Source organism: Caballeronia eucalypticola (assembly GCF_047608185.1).
Classification (GTDB): Bacteria; Pseudomonadota; Gammaproteobacteria; order Burkholderiales; family Burkholderiaceae; genus Caballeronia.
Genome location: NZ_JBLKRU010000002.1, coordinates 431,231 through 446,822 on the forward strand (window position 1 = coordinate 431,231; position 15,592 = coordinate 446,822).

The 15,592-nt window shown below is 60.8% G+C and carries 12 protein-coding genes and 1 pseudogene; 10 read left to right on the top strand and 3 right to left on the bottom strand.

The features are described from left to right. Nucleotides 1-199: 199 nt before the first annotated feature. The 10 genes and pseudogenes from ACMX25_RS04135 to ACMX25_RS04175 all read left to right on the top strand — a co-directional run bounded on the left by ACMX25_RS04135 (nt 200) and on the right by ACMX25_RS04175 (nt 10,524). Complete coding sequence (locus ACMX25_RS04135) at nt 200-547, top strand: transcriptional repressor (protein WP_414948312.1); 348 nt, start codon at nt 200-202, stop codon at nt 545-547. A gap of 326 nt (nt 548-873) precedes the next feature. Then, the gene (locus tag ACMX25_RS04140) at nt 874-3,045 is read left to right on the top strand and encodes a TonB-dependent receptor (RefSeq protein WP_414948259.1); all 2,172 of its coding nucleotides are present in this window, start codon (nt 874-876) and stop codon (nt 3,043-3,045) included. Between the two features lie 14 nt (nt 3,046-3,059). Next, a complete protein-coding gene (locus tag ACMX25_RS04145) occupies nt 3,060-3,755 on the top strand; it encodes a MotA/TolQ/ExbB proton channel family protein (RefSeq protein WP_414948260.1) in 696 nt (231 codons plus the stop codon). Then, nucleotides 3,752-4,156, top strand: coding sequence for an ExbD/TolR family protein (locus ACMX25_RS04150; protein WP_414948261.1), 405 nt, complete (start codon nt 3,752-3,754; stop codon nt 4,154-4,156). Before ACMX25_RS04145 ends, ACMX25_RS04150 begins: the two co-directional genes overlap by 4 nt. Before the next feature lies 1 nt (nt 4,157). Continuing rightward, a complete protein-coding gene (locus tag ACMX25_RS04155; protein ID WP_414948262.1) occupies nt 4,158-4,871 on the top strand; it encodes a TonB family protein in 714 nt (237 codons plus the stop codon). Continuing rightward, a complete protein-coding gene (locus ACMX25_RS04160; protein ID WP_414948263.1) occupies nt 4,868-6,427 on the top strand; it encodes an alkaline phosphatase family protein in 1,560 nt (519 codons plus the stop codon). Before ACMX25_RS04155 ends, ACMX25_RS04160 begins: the two co-directional genes overlap by 4 nt. Next, entirely contained in the window at nt 6,417-7,139 is a 723-nt protein-coding gene (locus tag ACMX25_RS04165; RefSeq protein WP_414948264.1) for a response regulator transcription factor, read from the top strand. The genes ACMX25_RS04160 and ACMX25_RS04165 overlap by 11 nt, the downstream gene beginning before the upstream one ends. Beyond that, nucleotides 7,108-8,514: a HAMP domain-containing sensor histidine kinase gene (locus tag ACMX25_RS04170; RefSeq protein ID WP_414948265.1), complete on the top strand. Its 1,407-nt coding sequence runs from the start codon at nt 7,108-7,110 to the stop codon at nt 8,512-8,514. Before ACMX25_RS04165 ends, ACMX25_RS04170 begins: the two co-directional genes overlap by 32 nt. A gap of 619 nt (nt 8,515-9,133) precedes the next feature. Beyond that, nucleotides 9,134-9,272: pseudogene (locus tag ACMX25_RS40380) on the top strand (XdhC family protein); the annotation flags it as partial. A 355-nt stretch (nt 9,273-9,627) separates the two neighbouring features. Further along, nucleotides 9,628-10,524 carry a 2OG-Fe(II) oxygenase gene (locus ACMX25_RS04175; RefSeq protein WP_414948266.1) on the top strand — a complete coding sequence of 299 codons (897 nt, stop codon included), beginning with the start codon at nt 9,628-9,630 and terminating at the stop codon, nt 10,522-10,524. A gap of 39 nt (nt 10,525-10,563) precedes the next feature. On the opposite strand, the gene ACMX25_RS04180 is transcribed toward ACMX25_RS04175, so the two are convergent. The 3 genes from ACMX25_RS04180 to ACMX25_RS04190 all read right to left on the bottom strand — a co-directional run bounded on the left by ACMX25_RS04180 (nt 10,564) and on the right by ACMX25_RS04190 (nt 15,277). Further along, nucleotides 10,564-11,235: a hypothetical protein gene (locus tag ACMX25_RS04180; RefSeq protein ID WP_414948267.1), complete on the bottom strand. Its 672-nt coding sequence runs from the start codon at nt 11,233-11,235 to the stop codon at nt 10,564-10,566. A 99-nt stretch (nt 11,236-11,334) separates the two neighbouring features. Then, complete coding sequence (locus ACMX25_RS04185) at nt 11,335-12,801, bottom strand: cytochrome-c peroxidase (protein WP_414948268.1); 1,467 nt, start codon at nt 12,799-12,801, stop codon at nt 11,335-11,337. Nucleotides 12,802-12,979: 178 nt separating this feature from the next. Continuing rightward, entirely contained in the window at nt 12,980-15,277 is a 2,298-nt protein-coding gene (locus tag ACMX25_RS04190) for an alkaline phosphatase family protein (RefSeq protein WP_414948269.1), read from the bottom strand. Between the last annotated feature and the right edge of the window lie 315 nt (nt 15,278-15,592).

A 15,592-nucleotide genomic window follows, 5' to 3' on the forward strand; every position in this document is an offset into this window, starting at 1 on the left:
CGCGCTCGGCATAGATTCGCACCGGATCAAAGGGCTTCGCGAGCTCGTCCTTCCGTGCGGATCAACGCCGGCTCGTACAAGCGAAAGCGAACTATCCAAAGGCTTTTTGCCGGGTCGGTGGTGAGGAGCGAGTTGAGACATGTCTCTTGACGTAGTCGAGGAACTACGAAGCGTCGGATTGAGGGCGAGCGTGCCGAGAATGAAAGTGCTATCGTTTTTTCGCGATGAACAGCAAAGGCATCTCACGGCCGACGATGTCTGCCGGTATGTCGCAGACGAGAGGCTCCACATCAGCTTCGGGAGCATCTATCGTGTACTCCAGCAGTGTGTTGATGCAAAGATACTGCCCAGCGGCGCATTGCATTCCACATACATTGTGTACGAGTTGAACAACGGCCCGGACCATGACCACGCCATTTGCATAAGCTGCGGGAAGAATGCGGAGTTGCACGATCCCGGACTTCAACGCGAGGCAGAAGGAAATCGGCGAGAAGGTGGGCTTCTCAATTGCGGGACGACAATTGGTGCTGCACGGCTACTGCCATAACTGCCGTGCGAGCGCACCGATCCCACGGAACACTCCGACAGAGGGTAGAGCAATTAACGCAGATGCCGCGGATATACAACGCATCGTGGCAGCGGGTCTGTTTTCACCCAGATGCGAACCAGCGCTTGTCCATTTCGTAAGTTATCCTGTAAAAATTTGACCCCCAATCTCATGACAAAACCGCTCGCACGAATGCTGTGTTATGCATTCGTAATGCAATACTTAACTTCGTAAGATAGGCATCACCACCGGTTAATGTGCTGTCTCTAAGATGCGCCTTGTCAACTTCCATCCAGACGGAAATCTAAAACAAGGACGCGTCAAACATGCAACGGGTACGTTCACGATTTCGCCAGAAATCACTCGCGCATATCGTTCTCGCATCACTGTGTGCAACTGCTGCCCAGGTATCTCACGCGCAGGCTTCAGGGGACCTTGGCGCAGTGCAAAGCACGGCCAATTCGAACTCGTCCAGCGGTGGTTCTGCACCGGCCAGCCCGGAGTCGGCACCGGCACAGGCGCCCACGCAAGGCTCGCTGAAAGCGGATGAACCGCAATCGATCATCAACCGTCACTATATCCAGAACAGCACCGCGCCCACGGCTAACTATAGCGATATCGTCCAGATCGCACCGAGTGTGAACAGCGTCAACCCGAACGGCGCCGGCCTGATGGAATCACAGAGCCTGTCGATTCGCGGTTTCCAGGACGGCCAGTTCAACGTGACATTCGACGGCATTCCGTTCGGCGACTCCAACGACTTCACGCACCATTCGACGTCTTTTTTTACGTCACAGAACATTGGTGGCATTACCGTTGACCGTGGCCCGGGTGACGCATCGCAGATCGGCTTCGCGACCTTCGGCGGCACGATTGCGGTCCAGTCGCGGGAGCCGGCCATGACGCCGTCGGTATCGCTTCTGGGTTCGTACGGCAGTTTCGACACGTGGCTCACGGGCGCGGAATTCAATACGGGTGACATGCAGCAGTGGGGCGATGCGCGCGCCATGGTCGGCTATAGCCATACCAGCAGCGACGGTTATCTGACCAACGCCTCGCAGCGGCGCGACAACGTCTTTTTCAAGCTGGAGAAGCCTGTCGGTGACGACACTCTCGTTACGGTGTACGCGAACTACAACCGCATCCACCAAAATGTATCGCTAGGTGCGACCGCAGCGCAGATTCATCAGTTCGGCCCGAACTTCGGACTTAGCAGCGATCCAAACAGCCAGTCCTATTCCGGCTACAACTTCGACCGCATCAATACGGACATGGAATACATCGATGTCCAGACCCGTATTGCCGAGTGGAAGATCGAGAATAAGCTCTACACCTACGCGTATTACCACGATGGTTTTAACGGCATGGACCCTAATGGCGAGACCCCAAACGGGACCACCTTCGGCCCGAATGACGTGCCGGGTCAGCAGATGGCGAACAACTATAGGGCGTTCGGCGACATCGCGACGGCGGAACGCAAGATCGGTCCTGGAACGCTTCAGCTTGGTGGTTGGCTTACGCATCAGTCAAACTTCCGCGACAACATGAATGTGGACGACTCGCTGAATTTTGCGCTTCAGACGCTTAATTTCTCGATGCACGACACGTTGCTCACGTTCGAGCCTTACGTGCAGTACGCATGGGAGTTGCCCTTCGGACTAACGTTGACGCCTGGCCTCAAGTACGTGTCGTTTAACCGCAGTATCGATGCTCCTGTGGATCAGGGCAGCGGCGTGCCGGTCAACTACAGCCACACCTGGACGAAGGTGCTTCCGTCGGTGACGTTGCACGAGCAGATCAACTCGAACTGGAGCGCTTATGCGCAGTTTGCACAGGGCTTCCTCGCGCCGAACCTGAACATTTTCTATGTCACGAATCCGGCGGGATCGAGTCAACCTAGCCCGGAGCAGACTAACAACTACCAGATCGGCACGACCTATAAAAGCAAGCGTTTGACGGTATCCGCCGACCTTTACTACATCGACTTCCTCAACGCGATTACGAGCCAGACGGTGGGTGGTAACACCACATTCTCGAACGCAGGCGGCGCGGTGTACAAGGGCTTCGAATCCGAAGCGACGTTCTACGCCGGACTTGGCTTTAGCCTGTACGGCAACCTGACTTTCAACTCAGCCAAGCAAAAGAGCAGCGGCGACTGGATGCCGAATGCACCGCAAAGCACCGCGGCATTGGGCCTCCTCTACGGGCGCGGGCCGTTAAACGGCTCACTGATCACCAAGTTCGTGGGCCACCAGTTTGGTTCCACAGGTGACCAGCAACCTATCGGCAGTTTTATGGTGACGAACTTCGCGACCTCCTACACGATCAGGAATCTGGCGCCGTGGCTGCATAACACGCGCATTGGCCTTGAGGTCGACAACATCTTCAACCGCACCAGCATCAACGCGCTTGCCGGCTTCACCGCTGCCGACAATACGCCGCTGTACTGGACGATTCCGGGCCGCGCCATTATTGGCACCGTGTCGACCGATTTTTAAAGGAGTTTGCCTGCATGACCATCAACACACTGCTGAACCTGGCCAACCATTCCGGAGGCGTTCTTTATGTCATCGCGGCGATGTTGTTTGTCGCGTTGACAATCATTATCGAACGTTCCTGGTTCCTGCATCGCGTCTCGGGCTGCGGGTACGCCGCGCTCGGGCAAATCGACCGTCTGGATCAGCTCGACGCAACGACGCTCACGACTTTCGCCGAAAAATACCGGGGCCTGCCGATCGGCCGGATCTTCTCGGCCGCCGCACGTTTTCATGGTTCGCGGACGCGAGAAGAACTCGACGCCGGTTTCGAGGAAGTGATCATGCGTGAAGCGCCGCGCATCGACCGCTTGCTGTGGGTGCTCGACACCATCGTCACGCTCGCGCCTCTGCTGGGTCTCTTCGGCACGATCGTGGGGATGTTCAACGCGTTCCAGGTATTGTCCGACCCGGGCAACGCACCTGCGCAAGTAACGGGCGGCGTGGCTGAAGCGTTGATCGCTACTGCGTCGGGGCTCTTTGTTGCAATGATCGGCCTCGTGTTCTTCAACGGCCTGCACAACCGGGTGCGTGCGGTCGTGCATCAGCTTGAGACATTGAAGGCCGCGCTCGTCAATCGACTCGCAAGCGGATCATACGAGCACGCGAAGGACCTGAGAGAAGGCGCCGGGCCGCGTGCGGTGATTGGGAAACTCGCTTCCCAAGGGGCATGAGCGTGAACTACTTCGAAGCGAAAAAGGCCCGCATCGAGATCATTCCGATGATCGACATCATGTTCTTCCTGCTGGTGTTCTTCATCATGATTACGCTGCACATGATTCCGAATGCGGGCCTCAAGACGCAGTTGCCATCAAGTGCGAGCGCTATGGCTTTGCCTCCGCCCAAGGTGATGGTGACACTGTCGACCGACGGCGGCATGTCGGTCGATGGCCACGCGCTGACGCCGGACCAACTGACAGCAATGCTGTCGGCGAGGCCGGATGCATTGCATACGGTTGTGACGATCGCGGGATCAAAGGCGGCAAGGATCCAGGACCTCGTCGCCGTGATGGATGCATGCCGTGCAGCCGGGGTTTCGCAGATCGCGCTTGCTGCGCAACCCGCGGCGAAGTGATATGGCGACTCCTTCCGCCGGCTTCGTGCCGGAACGACGACGCTTTTATCCGGCGGCAGCGCTCGCATTGCTGGCCGAAGCGCTACTGCTGGGCGGCGGTTATCTGATGTTGGCGCAAAAAACGGCGCCGCCGGTTGTGCCGCCTGTGACCATGTTGTCGCTCGCGCCTGCCCCAGAGCCCGTGCCCGTGCCCGTGCCCGTGCCGGAACCGCTGCCGGTTCCCAGGCCGCAGCCCGTGGCGCGCCCGGTTGCTCCAGTGCAGCAGGCGAAGCGCGTTGCGCGGCCGCGTCCGATACCGTCCGCCCCGCCACCCGTGCCGACTCCGATACCTCAGCCCGTAGCGCCGTCTACAGCGCCCGCAGACACGCCATCTGTACCTGCACCACCACCGCCCCCTGCGATGCCCGCAGCGGCGCCTGCTGTTTCCAACACAAGCTTCGAGAACGCCATGCGTGCCGCGATCCAGGCCGCGCTTCACTACCCGGAGTCGGCCCGCATGGCCGGCATGGCGGGCCGCGCGCGGGTTGGCTTCCGGTACCGCGACGGTAGTGTGTCAGACGTAACGCTCGTCACGTCGAGCGGCAGTGGACTGCTTGATCGCGCGGCGCTTGCGGCCGTCAGGGATGCGGCCTATCCAAAACCCGAAGCCGCCCAAATGGGCAAAACCCTGGACGAAAGCCTCTGGGTAACCTTCAATCTAAACACTACTGAATGAAACAACTACTCTCCGTCATTGCAGCTTTGCTGAGCCTGTCCACAGCCGCCGCGACCGCAGCCACGCCCGCGGCATCGCTGCCGCCTGATGCGCCCGTGCGACACGTCCTGCTGATCAGTGTGGACGGTCTGCACACTGGCGATCTCGCGCATTTCGTCGATGCCCATCCGGACAGCTCGCTCGCGAGCCTTCTGCAACAGGGCGTCGACTACACCAACGCCCATACCGTCGCACCGGCCGATTCGTTTCCAGGCCTGATGGCTTTGGTCACCGGTGGCACGCCGGCCGTGACCGGCGTCTATTACGACGATTCCTACGACCGGGCGCTGGCTGCACCGGGCAGCAATTGCAGCCGGCTCGGCACACGCGTTCGCTACGACGAATCGCTTGATCTGGCCGCTGCCGACGGGCATGACATGATCGACCCCGCCAAGCTGCCTCGGGACCCCGTGCACGGTTGCGCGCCGGTTTATCCCCACAGTTACCTGCGCGTCAACACTCTCTTCGAAGCGGTGCATGCGGCGGGGGGTTATACCGCATGGACCGACAAACATCCGACCTATGAACTGGTCGAGGGTCCCTCCGGGAAAGGGGTCGACGACCTGTTCCTGCCGGAGATCGGCGCGAACTACGAAGGTCTCAGCAACGTGGCGGCAAAGGAGATCACCGGTTCGCTTCCTCGAACCGAGGACTATGACGATATGAAAGGGCGGGTGATCATCAATGAGATCGACGGCCTGACGCACGACGGAAAAAAGCATTCAGTTATACCGAATGTTTTCGGCCTGAACCTGCAGGCGGTCAATGTCGCGCAAAAAATCTACGGGTATAAGAATGCGGACGGGGATCTGACAGCGGGGCTGGATGGAGCGATCGGACATACGGACCGGTTGATCGGACGTTTCGTGAGTGAGCTGGAACGGCAAGGCTTGCGTGACGATACCTTGATCATCGTCACGGCCAAGCACGGCAATGGTCCTATCGATACCAGCCTGCTCAACAAGATCGACGAGCGCCGGCTCGAGAGCGTGGTCGACACGGCCGCGCCGGGTGCGCTCGCCCAGTTGACCACGGATTACGGCGCGCTGATCTGGCTGCACGACGCCTCGGCTGCCCCCGCGGTGAGTGCTGCATTGCGGGCAAATGCGAAGGCGCTCGGTATCGCCGATGTTGTGAGCGGCGAGCGCCTGGCGCTGCGCTTTCCCTCGCCATCGCGAGACAGCCGTACACCAGATATTGTTGTTGTGTCCCGCGACGGTGTCATATTCGCGCCACCTGGTGATGGCAAACTGGCTGAACACGGCGGATTCCATGACGACGACACCCGCGTTGCGTTGTTTGTGTCTAATCCGCGTCTTGCCGCACAGGGCCAACGGGTGACCTATCCTGTGTCGACCACGCAGGTCGCGCCGACCATCCTTGCGGCGCTTGGCTTACCGGTAGACGCACTTCAGGCGGTCGCGCAAGAAGGCACGCCGGTACTGCCGGACGGGAGTTGGAATCCGCTTCGGCAAGTCGCGCACGCTCAACCTGGAACACAATCGATTGGCAAGTGAACAGGCCATCGTCCGCTCGACCGGACGGAAGTACCGCATCCTGGTTGTCGAAGACGACCGGGATGCGGCGCTGGAAATCAGGGCAGCGCTTGAGGACTATGGTTTCGACGTGGAATCCGTGTCGTCCGGGCATGACGGCTTGTTGCGCGCCATTGACGGAGAGTTCGACGTGGTGGTGCTCGACCGCATGCTGCCGGATATAGACGGCCTGTCGATTCTTTCGACGCTGCGCAATATCGGCAAGCGGACCCCGGTGCTGATCCTGAGCGCGCTCGCTGCCGTCGATGAACGCGTGCGGGGGCTGCGTGCCGGAGGCGACGATTACGTCACCAAGCCATTCGACAGTCTCGAACTGACCGCGCGCCTTAACGTCCTTCTGCGCCGGCAATCGGCGGCGGGGGCGCCCTCGATCCTGAGCGTCGGCGACCTGCTGCTGGACACCGCGTTGCACAGCGCGCATCGCGCTGGTCAGGCGTTAGACCTGAAGCCGCGTGAATACAGTTTGCTTGAATTCCTGATGCGGCACGCGGGCCAGGTCGTCACTCGCGCGCTCTTGTTCGAGTCGGTCTGGAATTACCACTTCAATGCGCAGACCAACGTGATCGACATGCATATCGGCCATCTGCGCCGGAAGGTCAGCCTCAACGGGCGCATGTCGGCAATGATCCATACGGTACGTAATGTCGGCTATATCCTCCAGGCTGCGGAGTAAGCGTGGCGCGCGTCTGCATCCGGGCAGCATCGGCTGGCTGACGCTGGTATTCGTCAGTTCGGCGATCGTGCTGTTCGCCTTGCTTTACTGGCTCACCAGCGGTTACCTGCTTCACCAGGTCGACGAACGCCTGAACGGAGAGGTGTCGGAGTTTCAGTCGCTCGGCCGCGACGAAGCCATCGCAACGGTCGGCGCACTGAGCCGGCGCGACGTCGCGGATAGCCGGCCCTATGGCTTGTTCGACGAGAACGGCAGGCGGCTTGCGGGTAACGTCAATAGTTTCCCGGTGCAAAAAGACGGTACACCGTTCAACTACGTTCAGGCGACCCGTGAGGGGCGCGGTCGGATGACAAGCCAATATCGCGGCATCATCGTGCCGACCAAAAGCGGCTTGCGGATCGTCGTCGGGCATTCGATCGATGAGATCATCGTGTTCGATCGGACGCTGGTGACAACGCTGTGTGCCGGCCTCGCGTTGACGATCCTGCTTGCACTCGGCTGTGGCGCCGCGCTGAACAGGATGTCGAACCGGCGCATTCGCGCCATCAGCGAGACGAGCCGTGAAATCATGGCAGGCCAGCTCGACCGGCGCTTGCCCACGCGACATACCAATCACGATCTTGACCGCCTCGCCGGAATCGTCAACACGATGCTCGACGAAATAGAGCGGCTCGTGAGCGAGGTGCGTGGCGTGTGCGCGGGTATCGCGCATGATTTGCGTACACCCATGACCAGTCTGCGTGGCAGCCTGGAACGGGTGCGCCGCCGCTCAACTACTGCCAGCGACTACGCCGAAGCGATCGACATGGCGATCGAGCAGTCGGACGTCGTGCTCAATCGTTTTACAGCCCTGCTGAGAATTGCGGAGATCGAGGCCGGCGGGCGGCGCGCGAGTTTCAGTTCGATCTCGCTCGACGTCGTGCTGCGCGACGTGGTTGAACTTTATGAGCCGCTCGCCGAGCATCGCGGCTTGTCGATGAAGGTGCATGCGTCCGAACCTGTCGAGGTCATCGGCGACATCGACCTGTTGTTCGGGGCAATCGAGAACCTGCTCGATAATGCGCTGAAGTTCACGCCGCGAGGAGGGCAAGTCACGCTCGAGGTCCGTAACGACAGTGGTGTTACCTCCCTCCTGGTTACCGACACGGGACCGGGTATTGATGTGGGTGAGCGCAAAGCGGTGCTTCGGCCGTTTTACCGGAGTACGGGTGCGCAAGTGCATATGACGGCGGGGCACGGGCTCGGCCTGAGTCTTGTTGCTGCGATCGCTCGTATGCATGGGGCCGACTTCGAGATTGGGGACAACCAGCCGGGCTGCAAGATGCTGTTGCGTTTTACAGGGAGTTGTCAGATTGGCGAGCCGGTGACCCGTTGAGGCGGCCGGCCTCCTTCGATCAGCTGACAGTTCGAGTGCAACGTCACCTTACCCCCGTGCACCGTCAGGAGATCGCAGTCGCCAAAACGAGGCTGCTTGCCCGGCAGCCTCGACGATGCCTGCCGCGACATAGCCGATTTTCCTCGCGGCGTCCTGGGCCAGCAGTCTTTGCGCCTGGCGATCGCCGCCGCCGGCTTCTCTCGCCGTGGTCGCGGCTGATTCAGTTGCTTCCGCTAGTGCAGCGCGTCTTGCGTTGCTAATGCTGACTGTTGTCGACGCCTGCGGAGCGACCGCACTTGCTGCAGGGGTCTTGCTGGCTTTGGTCGTTGAAGACGCCGCAGACGGGGGCGCCGTTGAAACAGCACCAGTCGCCGGCGACGACGCGGGCGGGCTGTGTGGGTTGACATTCATTTAGCTATTCTCCTGAATTGGTAGGTTGCGGTAGTGCATCTTTCACGCGGCCAAACAGGTCGGGTTCCCAAGGGCCCGCGTTCACCGGGGGTATCAGAAATCCTAAAAAAGATCATAAGCCGGCTCGCATTCCAAACTCGATGCCATGCTTCAGATTCGCGACGCCCCCGCTCTGAGATCACCGACGACAACGTTGCTGGAAACGCATACGCGCTTTGCCCGCGCCATGCCCGATGACGCAATATCGGGTGCGGCTCGCCCACCGATCGGCTGTCATCGCATTGACACACGATCCCGAGCTGGACGATTTGGCGCTCATGGAAGGGTTGCGTAGGCCAGCGTTCTATTGCCCTGTTTCAACGTGGCTTGGTTGGGCATTATTGCGGCCTGTTTTCTTATGATCGCGCAGTTCTATACGAACCGCGACTGATCAACAAGCAGCTCCTTCCAAGCATGTGAGATTGGGCGTTTCCCTCATGGCAAGTGGACAACCACAAAATCCGCTTTCAGCTAAGTGCGCCGCGTTCGCGGTAGTCCGAGGGACAGGTGCATCTGTATTCCGAAAACGACCCCGCGGATATTCGTGTGCCCTGTCGGAGAAGCAGGACAACCAAAGCATAAATACCCTGAAGAACGGTATCATGGCAGTGGATTCAGGCCCCACCACGACACAATCCTTACAGCCTATCGCTTGCCATTTCGATGTCCATAACAGTTAGCTTTCCCGCCGCTTTGCGTGATTGGATCACCCACAATCTCACACGCGGCGTTGCGCCTCAGGCGATTGTGCGTGAACTCGTTGATCGAAATAACGCGCCGGAGCTCGCGTCGGCAATGGTCGATGCGGTCTCCTCGGCTTTTTTGTATGGCACGCCGTTGCCAGGCGAGACGCTCGAAATCGGCGGTGCGCCGCTCACGTACGAAGTGGAGCCGTGGCGCGTGCCGGACGGGCCGCTGATCCGGCTCGGCGAGCACAAGGTACGTGTGATTGCGCGCATGCACCGGCCTGCTGCAGTACTGCTCGACAATTTTCTCAGCGCGATCGAATGCGAGCAGCTGGTCTCGCTCGCGCGGCCGCGTCTGGACCGTTCGACCGTGGTCGATCCTGTGACCGGACGTAATGTCGTGGCAGGGCATCGCAGCAGCCACGGCATGTTTTTTCGCTTGGGCGAAACGCCGCTGATCGCGCGCCTTGAATCTCGTATCACCGAACTCACAGGCCTGCCGGTCGAGAATGGCGAAGGCCTGCAACTTCTGCACTACGAAGCAGGCGCCGAATCGGCGCCGCACGTCGACTACCTGGTCCCGGGCAACCCGGCGAATCGAGAGTCGATCGCGCGCAGCGGACAGCGCGTAGGCACACTGCTGATGTATCTGAACGACGTGGATGGCGGAGGTGAAACCGTGTTCCCCCAGATCGGATGGTCGGTGGTGCCGCGGCGCGGCCAGGCACTTTACTTCGAATACGGCAACCGTTTCGGGCTCGCGGACCCGAGCTCCCTGCACGCAAGCACGCCCTTGCGGACGGGCGAGAAGTGGGTGGCCACCAAATGGATCCGCACGCGCCGCTTCGCGCCGCGCGTGTCCGGCATGGAGTGACCTGCGGGACGGCTGAGTGCCCCGCAGGCCCGCTGAAATTCAACGGACGAAGACCTCGTCGGCAACCCAGCCCTTCGACGTCAAATACACACCCTCGCGCAGTTGCATCGTGCCGGCGCCTTCGATCACGCGCTTGACCATCGGGAACACGCGCTGTGCGTCGCCACTCTTGGCCCACGGCGCAGGGTCAATCTTGTAGGTATAGATGACCGAGGTGGCGGTCTGGCCGTTCACTTGCGCCGGCCGCTCCCAGCCCACGACCTTGTCAAGCGAAAGCGTGGCCGCGCAGAAATCGGCCGGGTGAGTGATGCGCGAGGTGCCGGTCGCAACTACTTCCGGAATATGCAGATAGTATTTCTGACCTTCGGCCGTCAGTTGGAACTGGCGCGCGTTCGCGCGGATCTTCTTGCTGTTCTCATCGGTGCGTTCGGCCACCACGTCCTTGCCTGCGACCAGACCGAGTTTTTCGAGTACCGGCATTTGTAACGCGTCGCGGGTACCGGCGGCCATATCGTCCGTTGTCACGTAGATCGGCCAGTCGTATTTAGCGAGGCACAGGTGGCCACGCTGGGCGAGAAAAGTGTTGATGGTGGCCGTGAAATTCTCCCGGCTGACATCTTGGCTATTGTCATGGCAGCCGGCGAACAAGGTTAGGGCGTTAAGGGCGAATGCGCCACAAGCAATGCGGCCGGCGGTGGAACGTCGCGTCATGGTGTTTGTTGCTCAGGTTGAATTGCTAAAGTACGGGTGAATTTTTTCGGCGCACGGCCGCTCGAAAAGGCAGGCCGCCCGCCGTGGATCATGGTTTTGTCAGTTCACGCAGCTGCCGCTGGTGGGCGGCGTGGTGGGCACTTGATAGCCGTCGGTAAGCGTGTTCAGGAAGCAGACCAGGTCCGCGATGTTTTGCTGCGACAGCTGCGGCGCTGAGTGAACCACGCGCGCCTGCGCACCGTCGGCGGCTGTCGTGCCGCCAGCCGCAGTCTGGCCTTGGCCCATCGGCAATTCCTCGTCGATATTGCCCTGGTACGCCGCTGGCAGATCGTTGAACGACTGGGCGGTCGCACCCGAGGCGGATGTCGGAAACAGCGCGTAGGACGGGTTCTGCACCGGCTGGCCGGGGTTGCCGCCCGAGCTTGGGTACCAGTACTCCGGGTTCGTGTCGCGCGTGTTGTAGAAATTCAGCACCTGCACGAGCGAGTGGAACACGCCGTTGTGAAAGAACACGGAGCGTGTTGCGACATTGCGCAGCGTCGGCACTTTGAAGCGGCCGCAATACGGGTCGGGGACATTGACGCCGGTGATCGAGTCCGGGCCCGCGCCGCTGCTGGCTGTGCCGGGCGTGTGGAGGTTGTTAAGCGGGCCGCACAGGCCCATGTCGACGTACGACGCAGCGGCGTTGCTCGGGATCGGGTCGGGATTGCCCGGGATCTGTGTGTCGTTGCGCGGCGCGCCGATCGCCTGGTAGGTGAAGTCGGTCATGAGCGCGACGGAGCCGTTGAAGTTCGCTCCGGCATAGTGACAGGCTACGCATCCGGCGCCCGTACCTGTGTCATTGAAAAGCTGGAGGCCGCGCATCTCCGCCGCTGTCAACGCGCCACCGAGCTTGTTGGAGACATACAGGTCGAACTTGCTCGCGTAGGGTGCGAAGCTCGGGTCTTCCTGCTGATAAGCCTGGAGGGCGAGACCGATATCGTTGAACGTGGCGTTGGCGTCCGAGAACACGCCTGAGCCGAATGCCTGTTGGAACAGCGCCGCGTAGGATGCTTTCTGTACGGTCTGCACCACGGCAGCTGGCGACGGGTTGTTCATTTCAATCGGATTGAGCAGCGGTAGTGCCGGTTGGGCGGCAAGCGTCGCGGCGCGGCCGTCCAGCATGAAACCGCCGCCAGGCGCGTTCTGCGTGATGCCGTCCGGGTTCTCGGCGATATCGTTATAGGGCGGCGTCATGGATTTGTAGCGCAGCGAAGGCACAGCGCGCTGGCCCGCCAGCGACGGATCAGAGCCGAGCTGCACGGACAGGCTGTTGGGCGGCCCGTACGCGAACTGAGGGTTGTGGCAGGTGGCGCAGGCCATGTTCTTGTTGCCTGACAGATTCTGGTCGAAGAACAATTTCTGGCCGACTTGTGCAGTCACGCTAAGCGTGACCGGCGCCGGCGGCGCGACGACGCCCGACGGGCTACCCGACGACGTCTGGGTGGAGTCTCCGCTACTGCCGCCGCCGCAGGCGGCCAAGATCAGTGAGAGCGCGCAGATCACGCCGAGGGAGAGTTTTCGCATATCAAGTGTTTGGAACCCTGACTCCAATCGCCGGGCGGTCCTGACAGGGCTGAAGGCCGCTTGGCGATGGGACGGATAGAACGGAAATTGCCAGGCCGCGAAAAAAACGCGGCCTGGCAGGGAGATCACACTTGCCGCGGCGGGGAGGCAGTGAGCCGCCTCCCCGCGAGCCGCGTGCTTACTTAGCCAGTGCCCAGACGTTGGTCTGGGTTGCGTCCGGGCCCGGAGCGCGAGATGCCAGCGACGTACCCGTCACATCGACCGGGTTCAGCTTCTGCGTGTAGCCTGCCGGTGTGATGTAGGCGTGGTTCATCGGACGCACGGAGTCGAAGTGCGTATCCGCGCTGGCCGCGAGTTCCGGCAGGTTCACGATGTTGCTCGCGATGAACGACTCGGTGTACTTCGCACGAGCGAGGTACGTCTGCGGCTGCGCCGGGTCAGCGACCTGGAACATGTCCTGCAGCGTACGCACCAGTGCGAAGTGACTGTACTCATCGCTGTCGATCACTTTCGGGTTGGCCTGGTTCGTTGCCACACCGAAGATCGAGTTGCCGTGACCGTGGTTTCCTGCGCTGTAAGCCGTCGTTGTCGTCGGCGTGAACTTGCCGTTTGCGAACGTGAGCGGTTGCTGACCGACGTTCGACGTCACCGGGTTCCAGCCACAGCACGAGGTGGAGCTACCTTCGCCTTCGTCAAACATCACGACGATGGCCACCTTGCGTTGCTTGTTGGACCAGAGCGGCGATGCCTGGATCTTCGCGACCACCTGACGTACGTAGTCATCGCCACGCTGAACGATATTCTCGCTTCCGCCGAGGCACGAAGGATCAGAGCCAGTGCCGTGCATGTCGTCGCACTGATCGGGCATGATGAAGTTCAGATTACCCACGTCACCGCTCGCGAGGTCGGTGCTGAACTGGTCGGTGTTGTAGCCGGCCGGGACGGGGTACGCCGTCGCTTTCGACCAGTCGGCGGCGGAGTATTGCGTGCCGAAGATGGTGCGGTTGTCGGCGAAGAACTCAGGCAGGCTGCGCGTCTGCTGATAGGCCATGCCAGGATGGTGCTTGGTCTTGTACAGCGCACCCGGAACCTTGAATGGCCCACCGGCTGCGCCCGGACCCGTGTAGGTGTCCGATATTGCGGCGTCGGCAATACTGTCGGCGCGCGGATCCTGGCCCGGGTTCATCGATTCGCTATACGAGCGCCACGTCAGGCCCGCTTGCGAAATCAGGTTGAAAATGGACGGTGCCGTGACGTTGTGGTTGGCGCTGGCGGTGACGTTGCAGGACGAACTCCCAAAGCCCGACAGGTGACTGGAGTCTTGCGGTGGCAACGCGCCGGTCGCGACAAGAGGTTGGCCGTCCGAGGCCTTGCCACCGGTGAATGCCACGTCCGTCGGCGCGGCCGGGGCGGCGCAGCCCCACCAGTTGTCGTCCACGATACCCCAGTCGTCTCCGCCGCCGAGAGCCGTGTAGTTCGGCTCGCTCGGGTTACCCGTCGAGTAATAGGTCGTGAACTGGTTGTTGGCACTCAGGAACGCGTTGATGTTCGGGGCTTGCGTCGCACCGAGAATCCCTGGGGTACCCGTAACCGGGGCCACGCTGTGATTCTCAAGCATGATGATGAAGACGTTGTCGTAGCGCGGGATGCCTTCGACGTTGAACGCGGCTTGCTGGGCTTGAGCGAAGGTGATGGGCGCCTGCGTCTGCGTCGGCTTCACGATCGTTGCGGCGCTCACGCCCGCGACACCGACCAGCGACGGGTCGCCGCCGGGCACGGCGAGGTTGTCGGGGTACAGGTCGCCGCGGTCGAGCTTGGTCGTGGCGTAGGTGTAGCGGTTCGCGAGCTGGTTGTCTTCGAACAGCACAGCCTGCTGCTCGGGACCCGAGAGCTTGTTCACATCGCTGAGTACGTCAGCAGCCGGCACTGACACTGATGCTGCACCCAGGGCCGGTGCGCTCAGGCGGTTGACCAGGTTGGTCTTCTCGGCCGCGTAGACTGTGCCGTTCGCTTCGACAAGACGCTGGACTTCACTCGACATCGGGCTGATCACGACATTCGTCGCACCCTGGTCGGCAACCTGCGCAGCCGAGGCGCGCAGGATCAGATGGCTTGGAGCGGTCGCGCCGGTTGCCGTGTTGATGGCCTTGGTGGAGACGTCGGCAATCAACGGGCCGCTGGCGGCGGACTGCAGTGTGAAGTGGCCGGTGCTGTCGGTTGTCGTGCTCACTTCCGATGTATCGCACTTGCCGTTGCCGTTCACGTCCACGCACACGGTGGCGCCGGCATAGTAGCCTGCCTTGAGGGTTGGATCGCCAGTCGTGCTGCCAGGCATGAAGCCGGCCGCGGCTACCACGCCGCTATTGTTGACCGATGCCGGCGAATTGTTGTCATTGCCTCCGCAGGCGGTCAGCACGCAAGCTGCCGCGATTGAAGTTAGAAGAAAACCAGTGCGACTTGTTGAAATGACCGACATATGTGGGGGTCCCCGGTTGGTTGGGTGTACTAGTTTCTCGTGCCCTTACTTACCATTTCGTTCTCTTACTAGTTTTGAAGCTGGCCGAATTGGAACACTGCCAAATGAAATCTTGGGGTCGGAAAACTGAACGTTTGCTTTCAGATCGATTAACGGACGTCGATGTTTCTTGATTAATCGCACCTTGGATTGGCGAAAGTCGCTAGCAGAAGAATGTGACAAATCGATGTTGAGCTAGGTCGTTGAAGTTCTCAGACACGGGTGAGGCAGCCGGTTATGATCACGCCTCAATCGCAAATAAGAACTTAGGCAGAC